Source organism: Cryobacterium mannosilyticum (genome assembly GCF_004402705.1).
GTDB classification, from domain to species: Bacteria; Actinomycetota; Actinomycetes; order Actinomycetales; family Microbacteriaceae; genus Cryobacterium; species Cryobacterium mannosilyticum.
The window spans coordinates 1-16192 of record NZ_SOFM01000043.1 but is presented as its reverse complement, the minus strand read 5'-3'; the positions used below and the strand labels follow the sequence as shown (position 1 = coordinate 16192).

The following is a 16192-nucleotide window of genomic DNA, read 5'->3' as shown; positions in this document are numbered from 1 at the left end:
GGTGAGGCTAGACGACGTCCTCGTCTACCCAGTCGAGGGACTTTGTGACGGCCTTCTTCCAGTTGCGCAGCAGGCGGTCGCGCTCGGCGACGTCCATCTGCGGCTCCCAGCGGGCATCTTCCTGCCAGTTCGCGCGGAGTTCGTCGAGGCTGCCCCAGAAGCCGACCGCGAGGCCGGCCGCGTAGGCGGCGCCGAGCGCGGTGGTCTCCGCGACGACCGGGCGAACGACGGAGACGCCGAGGATGTCGGCCTGGAACTGCATCAGCAGATCGTTGGCCGAGGCACCGCCGTCGACCTTGAGCTCGGTCAGCGGCACTCCGGAGTCCGCGTTGACCGCGTCCAGCACCTCGCGGGACTGGTAGGCGATCGCCTCGAGCGCGGCACGGGCGATGTGGCCCTTGTTCACGAACCGGGTCAGGCCGACCAGGGCCCCGCGGGCATCCGAGCGCCAGTACGGGGCGAACAGGCCGGAGAACGCCGGCACGAAGTAGGCGCCGCCGTTGTCCTCGACCGAGAGGGCGAGAGCCTCGACCTCGGCGGCCGAGCCGACGATGCCGAGGTTGTCGCGCAGCCACTGCACGAGCGCCCCGGTGACCGCGATCGATCCTTCGAGCGCATAGTGGGTTTCCGCGTCGCCGAGCTTGTAGCCGACCGTGGTGAGCAGCCCGTTCTTGGAGTGGACGATCTCGGTGCCGGTGTTGAAGATGAGGAAGTTACCGGTGCCGTAGGTGTTCTTCGCCTCGCCCTGGTCGAACGCGGCCTGGCCGAAGGTCGCGGCCTGCTGGTCGCCGAGGATGCCCGCGATCGGCGTCTCGCGGAGCAGGCTGTGGCCGCTGGCGATGCCGTAGACCTCGCTGGAGGAGCGGATCTCGGGCAGCATCGACTTGGGCACGTCGAACGCGGCGAGGATGTCGTCGTCCCACTGCAGGGTCTCCAGGTCCATGAACATGGTGCGGCTGGCGTTGGTGACGTCGGTGGCGTGCACGCCGCCCTCGAGCCCGCCGGTCAGGTTCCAGAGCACCCACGAGTCGGTCGTTCCGAACATCAGCTGGCCGGCGTCGGCCTTGGCCCGGGCACCCTCGACGTTCTCGAGGATCCAGACGATCTTGGTGCCGGAGAAGTAGGTCGCCAGCGGCAGGCCCACCTTCTGCTTGAACCGTTCGACGCCGCCGTCGGCGGCGAGCCGGTCGACGATGGGCTGGGTGCGGGTGTCCTGCCAGACGATGGCGTTGTAGACGGGCAGGCCGGTGGTGCGGTCCCAGACAACGGCGGTCTCGCGCTGGTTGGTGATGCCGACGGCGTCGATGTCGTGGCGGGTCAGGTTGGCCTTGGACAGGGCCTGGCCGATGACCTCACGGGTGTTGTTCCAGATCTCCATCGGGTCGTGCTCGACCCAGCCGGCGCGCGGGAAGATCTGGGCGTGCTCGAGCTGGCCGGTCGAGACGATCGACCCCGCCTTGTCGAAGATGATCGCGCGGGAACTCGTCGTTCCCTGGTCGATGGCAATGATGTACTGGGCCATTGATAACTCCTTTGTTGATCGTGCGGTTCAGGTTAGGCGTGCGAGATGAGTGTCGAGTGTGCGCGGCATCCGTCGACGGATGCCGCGGTGCCGGTCCCGGCTACGTCAGGATCGGCAGGAGGACCGCGGAGGCCCAACCGGCGAGCAGGCCGCCGATGATCGGGCCCGCGACGGGCACCCAGGAGTAGGCCCAGTCGGACGAGCCCTTGCCCTTGATCGGCAGCAGAAAATGCGCGATCCGCGGGCCGAGGTCACGGGCCGGGTTGATCGCGTACCCCGTCGGACCACCGAGCGAGGTGCCGATGACGATGACCAGCAGCGCCACCGGCAGGGCGCCGAGAGCGGCGAGGCCGCCGCTCTCACCCTGGCGTCCGCCGCCGAACGCGATCACCACGAACACCAGCACGAAGGTGCCGATGATCTCGGTGACGAGGTTCCAGCCGTAGGAACGGATGGCCGGGCCGGTCGAGAACACGCCCAGCTTGTTCGCCGCGTTCGGCTCCTGGTCGAAGTGCTGCTTGTAGGCCAGCCAGACGAACACGGCCCCGAGCAGGGCGCCGAGCATTTGCGCCCCGATGTAGGCCAGGACCGAGACGGCGTTCACCGGGACACCCGAGCCGAACTCGGTCGCCCCGGAGGCCACCAGGCCGAGCGTGACGGCGGGGTTGAGGTGGGCGCCGGAGTTGTAGGCGACGATGACGCCGGAGAAGACCGCGAGGCCCCAACCGATGGTGACCATCAGGAATCCGCCACCGACACCCTTGTTCTTGGCGAGGGCCACGTTGGCGACCACTCCGCAGCCGAGGAGAACGAGCAGGGCTGTGCCCACCAGTTCCGAAAGAAAAACGATACCGAGATTGTCCACATTGACACCCTTGTTAGATGGAACTGGAGGATCCGGAAGAAAACGGATCCTGCAAAACCTATCGAGTCGGCCCGGCCGAAGGTGCGCCTTCGGCTGCACGTCCGTGCAGATCCCGGCGCGCAGCAGGCGCCGGCTGCCGGGCGCAGGCACGCCGGGCGGCCGTGCGCAGGCCGATCAGCGGTGCGCACGCCGGGCGGCGGTGCGCACGCCGACCAGCGGTGCGCAGGCCGATCAGCGGTGCGCGCCGGGCCGGGCGGCTCAGGCGACCTGGCCGGCCGGCTCCGGCGCGGCCGCCAGCCGCACCCCGTGCGTCTCGCGGAGCATGTCCACGGCGAGCGCCACCTCGTTCTCGCGGGTCGCGGCATCCCAGCCGAGCACCGGTGCGACCACGCCCGCCAACTCGTCGAGCAGCGGCAGGCTGAGTTCGCCGCGGAAGGCCAGGCTGGTGCGGCGCAGTACCAGGTCGAGCAGGTGCATGACGGATTCCGTGGCGGCCAGGTACTCGATCTCCCGCCGGGTGTAACCGGCATGGTTGTCCAGCGGGGCGTCCGCTTCCTCGGTGAGCCAGTCGATCACGTCGGCGGCGCGGGTGCCGTACCGGGTGAGCAGGGCCGCGGCGCGCGAGGCGCCCACCTCGTCGCCGTGCGCCGCGACCCAGACCTGGTGCGCGGCATCCGTCACCGGGAAGTCGCGCCCGCCACCAATACAGAGCCCGGCCGTCGACACCACCCGGGGCAGGCCGAGCAGGGCGAGGATGTCGCCGCTGAGGTGCTCGGCGAGGGCACGGAACGTGGTCCATTTGCCGCCGACCAGACTGAGCAGCGTGCCGGGGCGGGCGCCGAGCGGCCGGGATTCGATCCGGTAATCGCGGGAGACGAAGCCGGGCTGTTCGTCGTCGTGCCGGGGCAGCGGGCGCACCCCGGCGAACCGGAAGACGATCTGCGAACGGTCGACGGCGACATCTGGGAATACGTGCGTGACCAGCTCGAAGAAGTAGTCGACCTCGTCTTCGGTGCAGCGGGCCGGCTGGGTCATGTCGTGCTCGAGGTCGGTCGTGCCGACCAGCACCCGGCCGGCGAGCGGGTAGATCAGCACGATCCGGCCGTCCTTGTGCTCGAAGAAGATCTCACGCCCGCCGGTCGCCGCCAGCAGTTCGGGGTTGTCGAGCACGATGTGCGAGCCCTTGGTGCCGCCCATGTAGGCGCTGGCCTGGCCGAGCGCCACGTTGGTGAGGTCCGTCCACGGTCCGGAGGTGTTCACGACGACGTCGGCCTGGAAGCTGAACTCCTCCCCGGTGACCGTGTTGCGCAGGAGCACGCCGTCGGCATCCATCGCCACCGCCTCGAGGTAGTTGGCGCTGCGGGCGTGCGGGCCGGCCGCGAGGCCGTCACCGAGCACGTCGAGGGCGAGCCGCTCCGGGTCGTGCATCGAGGCGTCGTAGTAGGTCGCCGTGTACTTGAGCGACGGGTTCAGCCGGGGAAGCTGGCGCAGCGACTCCTTCGCCCCGCGGAACTCGTGCCGGGGCACGCTGCCGCCGTCACGCGAGAACGAGTCGTACAGGGTGAGCCCGACCTTGATCAGCAGCGCGCCGCGCTCCTGCGCCGCTCCCTGCCGATGGGTAAGGAAACGCAGCGGCGCGCTCAGCACCCCGGAAAAGGTGGAGAAGATCGGCACGGTGGTCTTCAGCGGCTTCACGTAGTGCGGGGCCGTCTTCAGCAGCGCGTTGCGCTCCTCGACCGATTCCTTGACCAGGCGGAACTCCCCGTTCTCGAGGTAGCGCACCCCGCCGTGGATCATGTGCGAGGAGGCGGCCGACGCCCCGGAGACGTAGTCGCCCTTGTCGATGATGACCACGTCGACGCCCTGCAGGGCCAGGTCGCGGAAGGTGGCGATGCCGTTGATGCCGGCCCCGATGATGAGGACCTGCGCGCGGGGATCGGCCTGGACGGCCGCCTGGGCCTGGATCGCTGTATTCTGCACTGTTCGCTCACTTCTGTGTGGGTTCGCAGCCGTGAAGCACTCACAGCCGGCTCAACGTCGATTTGCACTCCGGGCAAACCTCGTGGGTCAATACAGCTTGACTACGTCCACACAAACGGTCAAGCTGACTGAACATATGTGCAAGGAGCGGGAATGACTCTGCCGAACGAACTGACGCTTTCGAACCGGACCAGCGACGCGCTGACCGCAGCGCACCTCTATTACATGCAGGACCTGACGATGGATGCCATCGCCCATGAGCTCCACACCTCGCGATCCTCGATTTCCCGCCTGCTCAGCCAGGCCAGGGCCAGCGGTCTCGTCGACATTCAGATCCGCTCCCCCCTCGACGCGACGAGCAGCCTGGAGAAGGTCATCCTCGACCGATACCATGTCGCCGCGCACGTCGTCCCCGTTCCCGATCACGCCAGCGACGTCGACCGGCTGGAACGGGTGGCCCTCTCGGTTGCACGGATTCTCGGTCAGTTCTTCGATTCGAACATGACCATGGGCATCGCCTGGGGTTCGACCATGAACGCGATCAGCCGCCACGTGACCCCGAAACGCACCCACAACTCTCAAATCGTGCAGCTCAACGGCGCCGGCAACATGCGCACGACCGGCCTCGACTACGCCAGTGAGATCCTGCGCCGGTTCGGCGACGCGTTCGGCGCCCACGTCGAGCAGTTCCCGGTGCCCACCTTCTTCGACGACCCCGCAACCCGGCAGGCGCTCTGGCGGGAACGCGGCGTCATTCGGCTCCTCGAGCTCCAGGGTCGGATGGACGTGGCCCTCTTCGGTCTGGGCTCCCCGTTCTCGGATGTCCCCAGCCACGTCTACGCCGGCGGTTACCTCGAAGACGCAGACTTTGACGCTCTCGGCCAGAGCGGTGTCGTGGGCGACGTGGCGACGATCTTCTTCCGCGCCGACGGCTCCACCGACGGCATCCCGCTGAACCAGCGCAGCACCGGCCCCGACTTCGCCGTGCTGCGCCGCACGCCGCGCCGAATCTGCGTCGTGTCCGGCAGCTCGAAGCTGGCCAGTCTGCGCGGGGCCCTGGCCGCCCGGGTGATCACCGACCTGTACATCGACGAGGGAACGGCGCGGGCCCTGGCCGATTCCTGAGCGAGTCGGTCGGGGCGGCTGCCCGCGAGCGCTGACAGGGTGAAGCGGCGCCCGGAATTCACCATCCTGGCGCCGCCTCTATCAGCCACTCAACGTGACCTCACCACCGTCTCCCACCGGCCGCCACGGACTCGGCGGCGGGAGCGAGTGTCAGTGCGCTCCGACCAGGTCTGGTGCGTGCTTCTGCACGTACTTCACGGGGGCCGGCAAACCGCGCGCCTTGCGAACGGACCGGGAGAGCCGCTCGATCGACTTGAGAGCGTCCACGACGTCGTTGGCGGTGACCACGAACGGCATGTTGTGGATCGTCTCACCGGGCAGAGTGGCAGCCTTGCCGATGGCCTGCAACTCCTTCTCGTCGTCGATCGAGAGGCCGATCTCCGTGAGCGTCGTCGGCAAGCCGACCAGCGTGGTGAACTCGATGAAGTCCTCCACCTCGGCCCGGGGCGCACCCTCGAGCACAAGCTGAGCCATCGAACCGATGTTCACCTTCTGGCCGTGGGTGAGACCGTGGGTCTGCGGGGCGGCGGTCAGCCCGTTGTGAATGGCGTGAGCCGCCGCAAGACCGCCCGATTCGAAGCCGAGCCCTGACAAGAGCGTGTTCGCTTCGACCAGCTTCTCAAGCGCCGGGGTGACCAGGTTGTCCCGAACGGCGTCGAGAGCCGGCAGCGCGTTCTCCCAGATGACATCCCACGAGAGCTTGGCGAGTGCCGTGCCCGTCTGAGTCGGCAGGCCGCCGGCCATTGTGGTCGCGTTGGCCGTCGCCGTGGCTCGCGCCTCAAGCCACGTTGCGAGGGCGTCGCCGACTCCCGCGATCAGGAATTCGACCGGTGCATTGGCGACGATCTGGGTGTCGATGAGCACGAGGTCGGGGTTGCGGGGGAAGAACCGGTATTCGACGAACTCACCCTCGTCGTTGTAGATCACCGCGAGAGCGGAGGTGGGCGCATCGGTCGACGCCACCGTGGGCACGCTGGCCCAACGGATGCCGGCGAGGTACCCGGCGGCCTTGGCCGCGTCGACGGTGCTTCCGCCACCGACGCCGACAATCACATCGGCGTTGGTTTCACGGATCTTCTCGACCAGCGCATCGACAACGGCCGCCGTGGCGAACTTGCCGAATGCGGCCCGCTCTACGCGGAGATCGGCGGCAGCGAAACTCGCGGCCACCTGTGCGCCTGCGAAACCCCAGACGACGTCGTCAGCGACGATCAGGGGCGAGGTGCCGATCTGGGCAACGAACTCGCCGAGGCGCTCAATCGCTCCCTTGCCTTGGACGTAACGTCCGGGACTCATTACTGTGCGGATTGGAGTGGTCATCGTAGACCTTCTTCCTAGTCGAACTGCGTCTACATCTTCGTGGGACGGTAACGGCGAACCTGCCTGGCTCACAGATTTCACACTATGCCCGCCGTCGCGGCGGAATTCCGGGGGCCCGGTCGGAAGGGCAGCGGGCGGGAGGTCCCGGTCCCGGTCCGGCACGTATGCCCACTACGGGGGCCAGACGCTCTCCGCCTCGTTCACGGCGTAGTCCCGCGGCAGTGGACATTTTTTATGAATGGCATTCAGGAATCGAAGGCGGTCCGAAACCAGTCCGCAAGGGACCGATGCACGTTTGTGCACATTGCGGCCCGTGGCGTGCCGCGGGACAGGGAAATGCCCGCCGATCCGCCCGGAGGACGCTCCTGTCGAGCGTCCGTCCGGCGATTCGGCGGGCATTGCGGTACAGCCACCGGGGGCTCTCGCGGGGAGCTACGCCCGGACGAGGAGTGCGGCAGCGGTGGTCCGAGCCATGGTCGCACTCGAAGCGGCAACCACCGTGGCCGCGGCATCCCGACACTGCTCGACGGTGACGCTCCTCAGCAGCTCCGCCACGCCGCCCAGGGCACGCGGCGACATCGACAGACTGGTCACCCCGAGTCCGACCAGAATCGCGGCGAGAAGGGGATCAGCCGCGGCCTCACCACAGACTCCGACCGGTTTGCCCGTCGCGACCCCTGCCCGACACGCCTCCCGGATCATCCGGAGCACGGCAGGCTGCCACGGGTCGTTGAGTAGCGCGAGTTCTCCCGCCAGTCGATCGGCCGCCATCGTGTACTGGGCCAGGTCGTTCGTCCCGAGACTCGCAAAGTCCACAACCTGGAGAATGTCCAGCGCGGTGATGGCCGCGGCCGGAGTCTCGATCATCACCCCAACCGTGCGCAGGCCGTGGTCGGCGCACCGGGAGGCGAACTCGATCGATTCGTCGACGGTCGCGATCATCGGTGCCATGACGCCGACGTCTGCGGCCTCGGCCGCCGCAGCGATCGCGATGGCCTGCAGTTGGCTGTCAAGCAGCTTCGGACTCCGCCACGCGGTGCGGTAGCCCCGGATGCCGAGGGCAGGGTTCGCTTCGTCTTCCGCCGTCACGAAGGCCAGGGGCTTGTCTGCCCCGGCGTCCAGGGTGCGAATGATGACCTTCTGACCCGGAAAGGCGGCAAACACCCGGCGATACGCCGCCACCTGCTCCTCGACATCGGGGGCCTCCTCATGGTCGAGGAAGCAGAACTCGGTGCGAAAGAGTCCGACTCCCTCGGCGTTCGCCTCGAGTGCCGCGGCCACACTGTCGGGCGATGCGACGTTCGCGAGGAGTTGCACCCGGTGTCCGTCCAGCGTTCGTCCTGTGCCGTCGAAGGCGACCACGCGGCCGCTCTCCTGCTCGGCGGTAGCGACTTGTTCATCGGTGGGGTCGACGACGATCATCCCCGTCGTGCCGTCAACGATCACTACGCTGCCCTCGCGGATCTCCAGCGCGTGGCGTGCGGCCACCACGGCCGGCACCCCGAGGGCACGCGCCAGGATGGCCGTGTGGGAGGTCGGGCCACCCTCAACGGTCACGATGGCCCGGCACAGCGCGGGGTCGATCAGCGCGGTGTCGGCGGGTGCCAGGTCGCGGGCCACGAGCACGTATGGCTCCGCCCGGTCGGGCAGGCCGGGCGCCGGGCGACCGAGCAGCTCGGCCACTATGCGGTTGCGCACATCGTGCAGGTCGGGGATGCGCTCCGCCAGGAGCCCTCCCTGCTCCCTGAAGATCGACGTGATGTCGCTGACCGCCGCCCACACGGCCCGTTCCGGAGTGTGGCCGTCGTCGGTCACCCGCGCCCTGGCGTCGCCGATCAACCCCGGATCGGTCGCCATCATCGACGTCACTTCCAGGATCTCCCGCGCCGCTCCCGAGACGCGATTCGCCTTGTCAATCAGCGCCCGGGCAACGGATGCCGCGGCCGCCTCGATCCGGTCCACAGCTTCGGCCCGCTCGTTCAGGGTCAGCTCGGGTGCCGGTGCCGGCTCGGCCAGGGGTTCCGGCATCCGGACGATCGGACCGACCGCCAGGCCGGGGCTGACCCCGATCGGACCGCCGGACGACGCCTCGCTCGACCGCTCGCGGTCCGGGCGCGCTGCGCAATCCTCGGGTACCGCCACAGCCCCTGGTGTCTCCAACTCCCCGAATCCCCGCTGCACCAGTGCGTTCACGGCGTCGAGCGCCTCCCGGGCCTGCCTCCCCGCTGCAGCTACCGAGATCGTGTCGCCCTGCCGAGCGCCAACACCGAGTAGCGCGGTCGGACTGTTCGCCGGCACCGGAAGACCGCCGGACCGGACGTTAGCGACCGTCACCGTGGCCTCGAAGGCGCTGACCGCCGTGACCAGCATCGCCACGGGCCTCGCGTGCAGGCCGTGCGGGTTACGGAGCGCCACTTCGATCGAGTGCTCCGCCGCCGGGCCGGCCTGCGGGCCGGGCAGCTCGTCGTCGTCGTCGCCGAGATGAGTCTGCTTCGCCTGGAGGGCACCCCGCGCCTCCCTCTCCACATCATCAAGGCTGGCGCCACCGGCGGCGCGCACCACTGCCGCCATCAGGCCCTCCACGAACGGAGCGCTCGTCAGCTTGACGGGCCCGTCGGCATCCGACAAGAATTCCAACGCCATTTCCGCGCTCATCACGGCCGAGCCCAGATCCATCATCACGAGCACGCCGTCGGGCGAGGAAACCTCCGTGATGGCCTCGGCGACCTTGATCGCATCCGTTCCCGTCACGCCGTCGCCGGCGCCGGCCGCGATCGCGATCGCAGGCCCCTCGGCGCCGACCATCTCGAGCGCGAGATCCACGGCCGACTGCGCGAGCCGCGGACTGTGGGACACCACTGCTATGCCGATCACGGGCTACTCCTCGCCGAGAGTCTCGACCAGGGCCTGGAAGAGCAGCGCCGTCGACGCCGCGCCGGGATCGATGTGGCCGATGCTGCGTTCCCCCAGGTAGCTCGCCCTGCCCTTGCGGGCGAGGAGGGCCCGGGTCGCGTCGCGACCAGTCTGCGCAGCGAAATAGGCGGCGTGGGCAGCCGTGGAGAGATCGGAGGAGACATCCACGGCGGCATCGAACGCGGCGAGCGCGGGAGAGAGGACATCGAACATGGTCTTGTCCCCTGCCTCGGCCTTGCCGCGGGCGACGACTCCACCCAGCCCGGCTCGGAGCGCTGCCGCCAGGCCCGGCGCGTCCAGGGACGTGCGGGGGCCGGCCGTGGTGCCGATCCGTAGGAAGAAGGTGCCGTACAGCGGACCGCTGGCACCGCCTACCGAGGTCACCAGGGTCATGCCCGCGCCCTTGAAGAGTTCGTCGACGGTACCGGCGGGTGAGGCGTGGATCTTCTCGACGACCGCGCCCATGCCGCGGGTCATGTTGGAGCCGTGATCCGCGTCGCCGATGGCCGAATCCAGCTCGGTGAGATAGGAAACCTGCTCCGTCACCAGATCGCGAAACCGGGTGAGCCAGTCGGTGAGTTGATCAACGGTGATCGTGTCATTCGACATGACCCTAGATCCCCCAGCGCATTCCGGTGGTACTGACGGGCGCATCCCACAGCCGGATCAGGTCCTCGTCGGCGCGCAGGACGGTGACGGAGCAGCCGGCCATGTCCAGTGCCGTGATGTAGTTGCCCACGAGCGAGCGAGCGACAGTAATGCCGGCGGCGTCGAGGAGCTTCGCAACTTCGGCATACATGACGTAGAGCTCGATCAGCGGGGTGCCGCCCAGCCCGTTCAACATCACAATTGTCGGGGCGCCGGTGAAGTCCAGATCGGCGAGGATCGGCTCGACGAGCTGACGGGCCACCTCGGCGGCGCCGGCCAGCGGCACGCGACGGCGGCCGGGCTCGCCGTGAATGCCCACGCCGATTTCCATTTCGTCTTCGGGTAATTCGAAGGTCGGTTTTCCGGCCGAAGGCACGGTGCAGCTGGTGAGGGCGACTCCCATGGAGCGGCCCGACTCATTGACCTGGCGAGCCACCGCCGCAACGGCCTCCAGGTCGCGGCCTTCCTCAGCAGCAGCCCCCACGATCTTTTCGAGCAGCACCGTGGTGCCGACGCCCCGGCGACCCGCGGTGAAACTCGAGTCCTCGACAGCGACGTCGTCGTTGACGACGACGACGGCCACCGTGATTCCGGTTTCTGCCGCCGCGAGTTCCGCGCCGATCTCGAAGTTCATCACATCGCCCGTGTAGTTCTTGACAATGTGGAGCACGCCCGCTCCGCGATCAACGACCTTCGTTGCCTCCAGCATCTGGTCGGGGGTCGGCGAAGTGAAGATCGCCCCGGCGCAGGCGGCATCGAGCATTCCCTCACCAACGAAGCCGCCGTGCAGGGGCTCATGGCCCGTGCCGCCGCCCGAGAGCAGGGCGACCTTGCCGGCAGCCTTCGGGGTGGCCCGGTAGATAATCCGATTCGCGTGATCGACCCGAAGTCCGGGGTGTGCCGCCGCCACACCGGCGAGGGAATCTGCGAGAACCGTCTCCGGGGAATTGATCAGTTTTTTCATGTCTGGGACCTCCTGATTGACCTTCATGGTTGCTCTCCGTTGAACTTTCGAGGTGTACTCAGCAGGTCGTCTTCGCCTGCAACTCACGTGAATCCACAGAATGCAATTCGATAATGTCGAATATCCCTCGAATGGGTGCACGATGTCAAGGCGGTGCACGAACGTGCGTCGATTACGCGGCATACTGGAGAAAACCACTTGGAGGAGGTGCACGCGTGATTCAGGCAATCGATCGAGCAGCCAAGGTGCTGGCGGCGCTCCAGGGCGCACGCCACCTCGGCATCACGGCGCTTTCCGCCGATTTGGGACTCCCCGCCTCGACCGTGCACGGCATTGTGAAGTCGCTGCAGGGCCACGGTCTCGTCGCCAAGGAGCCCGGCGGAAATCGGTACATGCTCGGGCCCGCGCTGCTCAAACTCTCGAATGTCTATCTCGACACCCTCGACGTGCGCGCGCGTTCAATGCGGTGGACGCTCGAACTCGCCCGCAGAACCGGCCTGTCCACGCGCCTGGGTGTAGCGCTTTTCGACGAGGTCATCATCATCCACCACAACCAGCGCCCGGACGGCAGTCAGCAGATGCCGGAAACGGGCCTGTCCATCCCGGCTCACGCCTCGGCCATGGGAAAGGTGCTCCTCGCCTACACCCCCGAACACGAGCGCGAACTGCTGGGGCGACCGCTTCGAAGCCTGACCGGGTCCACCGTTATCGATCCGGAGGTTCTGGCCGTCCAACTCGCGGAGATCGCGAGCTACGGCATTGCCACCGAGGAGGACGAAGCCGTACTGGGCGAATCTTCGGTTGCGGCACCTGTCGTCGACTCTCGCGGAAACGTCATTGCGGCGGTGGCCGTCGTTATTCCCTCGAGCGAGTGGCCTCCTGACTCCAGCATTCTCAACGGGCTACGAGAAACCGCTCGCAACATCTCTCGCGAACTCGGGGCGGCCACCTGGCCGCCGCGGGCCCCCGCCCCCACCGCCGAGGCTTGACGATCACCGCACTCGTTCGCCTGCACGGCGCCGGAGCGTCGGGCGGGAATTATCCGGCGGCCGGGGCGTTGAGCTATAACTAGTAGTAAGAAACGTGCTCCGGGGTCGGTGTAAGTCCGAACCGGCGGTGAAAGTCCGCGACCCGTTCCGCCCTCGGGCGAAACGGTTGAGCTGGTGAAATTCCAGCACCGACGGTTAAAGTCCGGATGAGAGGCGCACGAGTCGAGAAATCCCGCCAGGGATCGATCGGCGGGTTTCGCCCTGCGCGCGACCCACACGGTGTTCGCGCACCATTCCCCCGGAGTTCGTTGCAGAAACGGACGAGGACGGGCATGGACCAGGACGTGGCACTGGAACGCTTGATGCGGCGCGCCCTCGAACTGGCCGCCAACGGGCCGGCCACCGGGCCGAATCCCCGCGTCGGCTGTGTCATCCTCGCGGCCGACGGCGAGGTGCTCGCCGAGGGCTGGCACCGCGGCGCCGGAACGGCCCATGCCGAGGTCGACGCGCTCAGCCGGCTGCCCCGCGGCGGCGCCCGCGGGGCGACCGCGGTGGTCACCCTCGAACCCTGCAACCACACCGGCCGCACCGGGCCCTGCGCGCTCGCCCTGATCGAAGCCGGCATCGCCCGGGTGGTCTACGCCGTGACCGACCCCGGCCACGAGTCCTCCGGCGGCGCCGACCGGCTGCGCGCGCACGGGATCGACGTGCTCGGCGGAATCCTCGAGGCCGAGGTCTCCGGCTTCCTCGCCGACTGGCTCCGTGCGGCCCGGCTCGGCCGGCCGTTCGTCACGCTGAAGTGGGCCTCCAGCCTCGACGGCCGCGCCGCGGCCGACGACGGCACCAGCCGGTGGATCACCGGCCCGGAGGCCCGCCAGGACGTGCACCGGCGCCGGGCTGCGGCCGACGCGATCGTCGTCGGCACCGGCACCGCCCTCGCCGACGACCCGGCGCTCACCGCCCGCGACGCCGCCGGGGCGCTGCTGCCCGGCCAGCCGCTGCCCGTCGTGATCGGCGGCCGCGGCATCCCGGCGGATGCCCTGCTCCGCTCCCACCCCCGCGCGCCGTTGTTCTTCGCCACCCACGACCTCACGGCCGTGCTCGCCGACCTGCACGGCCGCGGCATCCGTCACGCCTTCATCGAGGGCGGACCCACGCTCGCCAGCGCGTTCGTCGCGGCCGGGCTCGTGGACGAGTACCTCGTCTACCTGGCGCCCGCGCTGCTCGGCGGCGGGCGGCTGGCCCTCGGCGACATCGGCGTGACCGGAATCGACGGACAATGCCGCCTGACCATCGAACACTGCGACCGGCTCGGCGAGGACCTCCTCATCGTGGCCCGGCCGAGATAGGGGAAGCATGTTCACCGGAATCATCGAGGAACTCGGCCGGATCGAGAGGGTCGACCCGTCGGCGGATGCCGTGCGCCTCACCGTGCGCGGCCCGCTTGTCGTGTCCGACGCCGGGCACGGCGACTCGATCTCGGTCAGCGGGGTCTGCCTCACAGTCGTGGACCGCACCGAGGAGACCTTCACGGCGGATGTGATGGCCCAGACCCTGAGGATGTCGACCCTCTCCGGCGCCACCGCCGGCACCTCCGTGAACCTGGAACGGGCCGCGCTGGTCGGCGGCCGCCTGGGCGGGCACATCGTGCAGGGCCACATCGACGGCACCAGCGAACTGCTCACGATCACCCCCGGCGACGCCTGGCGGGTGCTCCGGTTCAGTCTCTCCCCCGAACTCGCCCCGCTCGTCACGAGCAAGGGGTCCATCGCCGTCGACGGCGTGTCGCTGACCGTGAGCGACATCAGCCCCGCGGACGCCGCCGAGCAGTGGTTCGACGTCTCGCTCATCCCCGAAACCCTCACCGCCACGACGCTCGGAGAGCGCATGGTCGGCGATCACGTCAACATCGAAACCGATATCCTGGCCCGCCACGTGGAGCGCATGCTCGACCTGGCGGCCGCAGGATCGAAAAGGAGCCTGTCATGAGTCTCGCCGACATTCCCACCGCCCTGGACGCCCTGCGACTGGGCAAACCGGTCATCGTCGCCGACGACGAGGGCCGGGAGAACGAGGGCGACGTGATCATCTCCGCCCAGATGGCCACCCAGGAGTGGCTCGCCTGGACCGTGCGCTACTCCTCCGGGTTCATCTGCGCCCCGATGACCAACGACCTCGCCGACAAGCTCGACCTGCCGGTGATGGTGCTGAACAACGAGGACCCGCGCGGCACGAACTACACCGTGTCCGTCGACGCGGCCGACCGTCTCAGCACGGGGATCAGCGCCGCCGACCGCGCCCACACCCTGCGCGTGCTCGCCGACCCGGCGTCCACCCCGGCGAGCCTGCACCGGCCCGGCCACATCATGCCGCTGCGCGCGGTGGACGGCGGCGTGCGCGAACGCGACGGCCACACCGAGGCGGCCGTGGACCTGATGAAGCTCGCCGGCCTCGTACCCGTCGCCGGGATCAGCGAGATCGTCGCCGAGGACGGCGAGATGATGCGCCTGCCCGGGCTGCTCGAACTCGGCGAGCGCGAGGGCGTGCTCGTGATCACGATCAAGGACCTGATCGCCTACCTGCAGGAATTCCACTGCGACACCGACCTGCCCACTGTCAGCCCGATCCTCGAATCCCCGCGGGTCGACTTCGAGGTGGAGACCACCGTGCCCACCCGCCACGGTTCGTTCCAGATCCGCGCCTACCGGGACCGGATGACCGGCGCCGACCATGTCGCCATCGTCTCGGGCACCCCGGGCGACGGCACCCTCGTGCGGGTGCACTCCGAATGCCTGACCGGGGAGGCATTCGGCTCTCTCAAGTGCGAGTGCGGCCCCCAGCTCGACGCCGCGCTCGAGACGATCCAGGAGGAGGGCGGCATCGTCGTCTACCTGCGCGGCCAGGAGGGGCGCGGCATCGGCCTGATCAACAAGCTGCGCGCGTACAAGCTGCAGGAGGACGGGCTGGACACCTTCGACGCGAACCTCGCCCTCGGCCTGCCCGCCGACGCCCGCGACTACGGCGCGGCCACCGCCATCCTGCACCAGATAGGCATCTCCTCGGTGCGGCTGCTGACCAACAACCCCGAGAAGCTGCGCCAGCTCGAGGCGCACGGCATCACCGTGACCGAGCGGGTGCCCCTGATCGTGGGCGTCGGCAGCCACAACCAGGACTACCTGGCCGTGAAACGCGACCGGATGGGCCACCACATCGCAGACACCGACCTCCTGAAGGGAATCGCACTATGAGCGGAGCAGGATCACCCTCGATCGCCGTCGACGGCACCGGGCTGAGAATCGTGATCGTCGCCGGGCGGTGGCACGACGTGATCACGGACGGGCTGATCGCGGGTGCCACGCGCGTGCTCGAGGCCTCCGGCGCGAGCTTCAGCCTGGTGCGGGTGCCCGGCAGCTTCGAACTGCCCGTCGCCTGCAAGGTGGCGCTCGAGAACGGGGCGGATGCCGTCGTCGCCCTCGGCGTCATCATCCGTGGCGGCACGCCCCATTTCGAATACGTCTCGGCGGCGGCCACGGACGGCCTCACCCGGGTCGCCTTGGACGCCGGCAAGCCGGTCGGCTTCGGCGTGCTCACCCTCGACGACGAGCAGCAGGGCCTCGACCGGGCCGGCCTGCCCGGGTCGAAGGAGGACAAGGGCGAAGAAGCCGCGTCGGCCGCGATCGCGACCGCGCAGGTGCTCCGCGCGCTGCGGTCCGGCTCCGCCGGCTAGGAGCCCTCGCGGCACACTTTTGGGAGTCCGGCGCACCGTGCAGAGCGTGTTGATTATTGGAGGCTGGCGATCGAGGCCAGCGCTCAGTCCCATGTCGGATGTCGATGGGCTGGTGTCGGCGCGGGCGATCGGGCGCTGT

General features: G+C 68.7%; 13 protein-coding genes and 1 riboswitch. Of the genes, 6 read left to right on the top strand and 7 right to left on the bottom strand.

All coding sequences use genetic code 11. The annotated features are described in order from the left end of the window. Positions 1-7 precede the first annotated feature (7 nt). From glpK to E3O32_RS13470, 3 genes are all read right to left on the bottom strand, one after another. On the bottom strand, positions 8-1522 hold the full coding sequence (gene glpK, locus E3O32_RS13480; protein WP_134510338.1) for a glycerol kinase GlpK: 1515 nt from the start codon (positions 1520-1522) through the stop codon (positions 8-10). 100 nt (positions 1523-1622) lie between these two features. Beyond that, the gene (locus E3O32_RS13475; protein ID WP_134510337.1) at positions 1623-2387 is read right to left on the bottom strand and encodes an MIP/aquaporin family protein; all 765 of its coding nucleotides are present in this window, start codon (positions 2385-2387) and stop codon (positions 1623-1625) included. A gap of 258 nt (positions 2388-2645) precedes the next feature. Next, a complete protein-coding gene (locus tag E3O32_RS13470; protein WP_134510336.1) occupies positions 2646-4367 on the bottom strand; it encodes a glycerol-3-phosphate dehydrogenase/oxidase in 1722 nt (573 codons plus the stop codon). Positions 4368-4520: 153 nt separating this feature from the next. Between E3O32_RS13470 and E3O32_RS13465 the strand changes: the two genes are divergently transcribed. Continuing rightward, complete coding sequence (locus E3O32_RS13465; protein ID WP_134510335.1) at positions 4521-5492, top strand: sugar-binding transcriptional regulator; 972 nt, start codon at positions 4521-4523, stop codon at positions 5490-5492. A gap of 150 nt (positions 5493-5642) precedes the next feature. Here the strand turns inward: E3O32_RS13465 and E3O32_RS13460 are convergent, their stop codons facing one another. The 4 genes from E3O32_RS13460 to dhaK all read right to left on the bottom strand — a co-directional run bounded on the left by E3O32_RS13460 (position 5643) and on the right by dhaK (position 11337). Continuing rightward, a complete protein-coding gene (locus tag E3O32_RS13460) occupies positions 5643-6788 on the bottom strand; it encodes a glycerol dehydrogenase (protein ID WP_241974952.1) in 1146 nt (381 codons plus the stop codon). A 456-nt stretch (positions 6789-7244) separates the two neighbouring features. Next, the gene (gene ptsP / locus E3O32_RS13455; protein ID WP_134510333.1) at positions 7245-9686 is read right to left on the bottom strand and encodes a phosphoenolpyruvate--protein phosphotransferase; all 2442 of its coding nucleotides are present in this window, start codon (positions 9684-9686) and stop codon (positions 7245-7247) included. A 3-nt stretch (positions 9687-9689) separates the two neighbouring features. After that, on the bottom strand, positions 9690-10334 hold the full coding sequence (dhaL, locus tag E3O32_RS13450) for a dihydroxyacetone kinase subunit DhaL (protein ID WP_134510332.1): 645 nt from the start codon (positions 10332-10334) through the stop codon (positions 9690-9692). A 4-nt stretch (positions 10335-10338) separates the two neighbouring features. Further along, positions 10339-11337, bottom strand: a complete 999-nt coding sequence (dhaK, locus tag E3O32_RS13445; RefSeq protein WP_134510445.1) for a dihydroxyacetone kinase subunit DhaK — start codon at positions 11335-11337, stop codon at positions 10339-10341. Positions 11338-11552: 215 nt separating this feature from the next. Here dhaK and E3O32_RS13440 point away from each other — a divergent pair, with 215 nt between their 5' ends. The 5 genes from E3O32_RS13440 (at position 11553) to ribH (ending at position 16053) form a co-directional block, all read left to right on the top strand. Next, entirely contained in the window at positions 11553-12326 is a 774-nt protein-coding gene (locus E3O32_RS13440) for an IclR family transcriptional regulator (protein WP_134510331.1), read from the top strand. A 91-nt stretch (positions 12327-12417) separates the two neighbouring features. Then, positions 12418-12548: riboswitch (FMN riboswitch) on the top strand. A gap of 110 nt (positions 12549-12658) precedes the next feature. Next, positions 12659-13675, top strand: coding sequence for a bifunctional diaminohydroxyphosphoribosylaminopyrimidine deaminase/5-amino-6-(5-phosphoribosylamino)uracil reductase RibD (gene ribD, locus E3O32_RS13435; protein WP_241974951.1), 1017 nt, complete (start codon positions 12659-12661; stop codon positions 13673-13675). A 7-nt stretch (positions 13676-13682) separates the two neighbouring features. Then, the gene (locus E3O32_RS13430) at positions 13683-14315 is read left to right on the top strand and encodes a riboflavin synthase (protein WP_134510330.1); all 633 of its coding nucleotides are present in this window, start codon (positions 13683-13685) and stop codon (positions 14313-14315) included. Then, positions 14312-15574 (top strand): GTP cyclohydrolase II, encoded by a 1263-nt coding sequence (gene ribA, locus E3O32_RS13425; RefSeq protein WP_134510329.1) that lies wholly within the window; start codon positions 14312-14314, stop codon positions 15572-15574. The genes E3O32_RS13430 and ribA overlap by 4 nt, the downstream gene beginning before the upstream one ends. Next, positions 15571-16053 carry a 6,7-dimethyl-8-ribityllumazine synthase gene (gene ribH, locus E3O32_RS13420; protein ID WP_134510328.1) on the top strand — a complete coding sequence of 161 codons (483 nt, stop codon included), beginning with the start codon at positions 15571-15573 and terminating at the stop codon, positions 16051-16053. The genes ribA and ribH overlap by 4 nt, the downstream gene beginning before the upstream one ends. Positions 16054-16192 lie beyond the last annotated feature (139 nt).

Coding starts and splice junctions, on each gene's coding strand:
- glpK (WP_134510338.1), bottom strand. CDS start 1,522: ATGGCCCAGTACATCATTGCCATCGACCAGGGAACGACGAGTTCCCGC.
- E3O32_RS13465 (WP_134510335.1), top strand. CDS start 4,521: ATGACTCTGCCGAACGAACTGACGCTTTCGAACCGGACCAGCGACGCG.
- E3O32_RS13460 (WP_241974952.1), bottom strand. CDS start 6,788: ATGAGTCCCGGACGTTACGTCCAAGGCAAGGGAGCGATTGAGCGCCTC.
- dhaL (WP_134510332.1), bottom strand. CDS start 10,334: ATGTCGAATGACACGATCACCGTTGATCAACTCACCGACTGGCTCACC.
- dhaK (WP_134510445.1), bottom strand. CDS start 11,337: ATGAAAAAACTGATCAATTCCCCGGAGACGGTTCTCGCAGATTCCCTC.
- ribD (WP_241974951.1), top strand. CDS start 12,659: ATGGACCAGGACGTGGCACTGGAACGCTTGATGCGGCGCGCCCTCGAA.
- E3O32_RS13430 (WP_134510330.1), top strand. CDS start 13,683: ATGTTCACCGGAATCATCGAGGAACTCGGCCGGATCGAGAGGGTCGAC.
- ribA (WP_134510329.1), top strand. CDS start 14,312: ATGAGTCTCGCCGACATTCCCACCGCCCTGGACGCCCTGCGACTGGGC.
- ribH (WP_134510328.1), top strand. CDS start 15,571: ATGAGCGGAGCAGGATCACCCTCGATCGCCGTCGACGGCACCGGGCTG.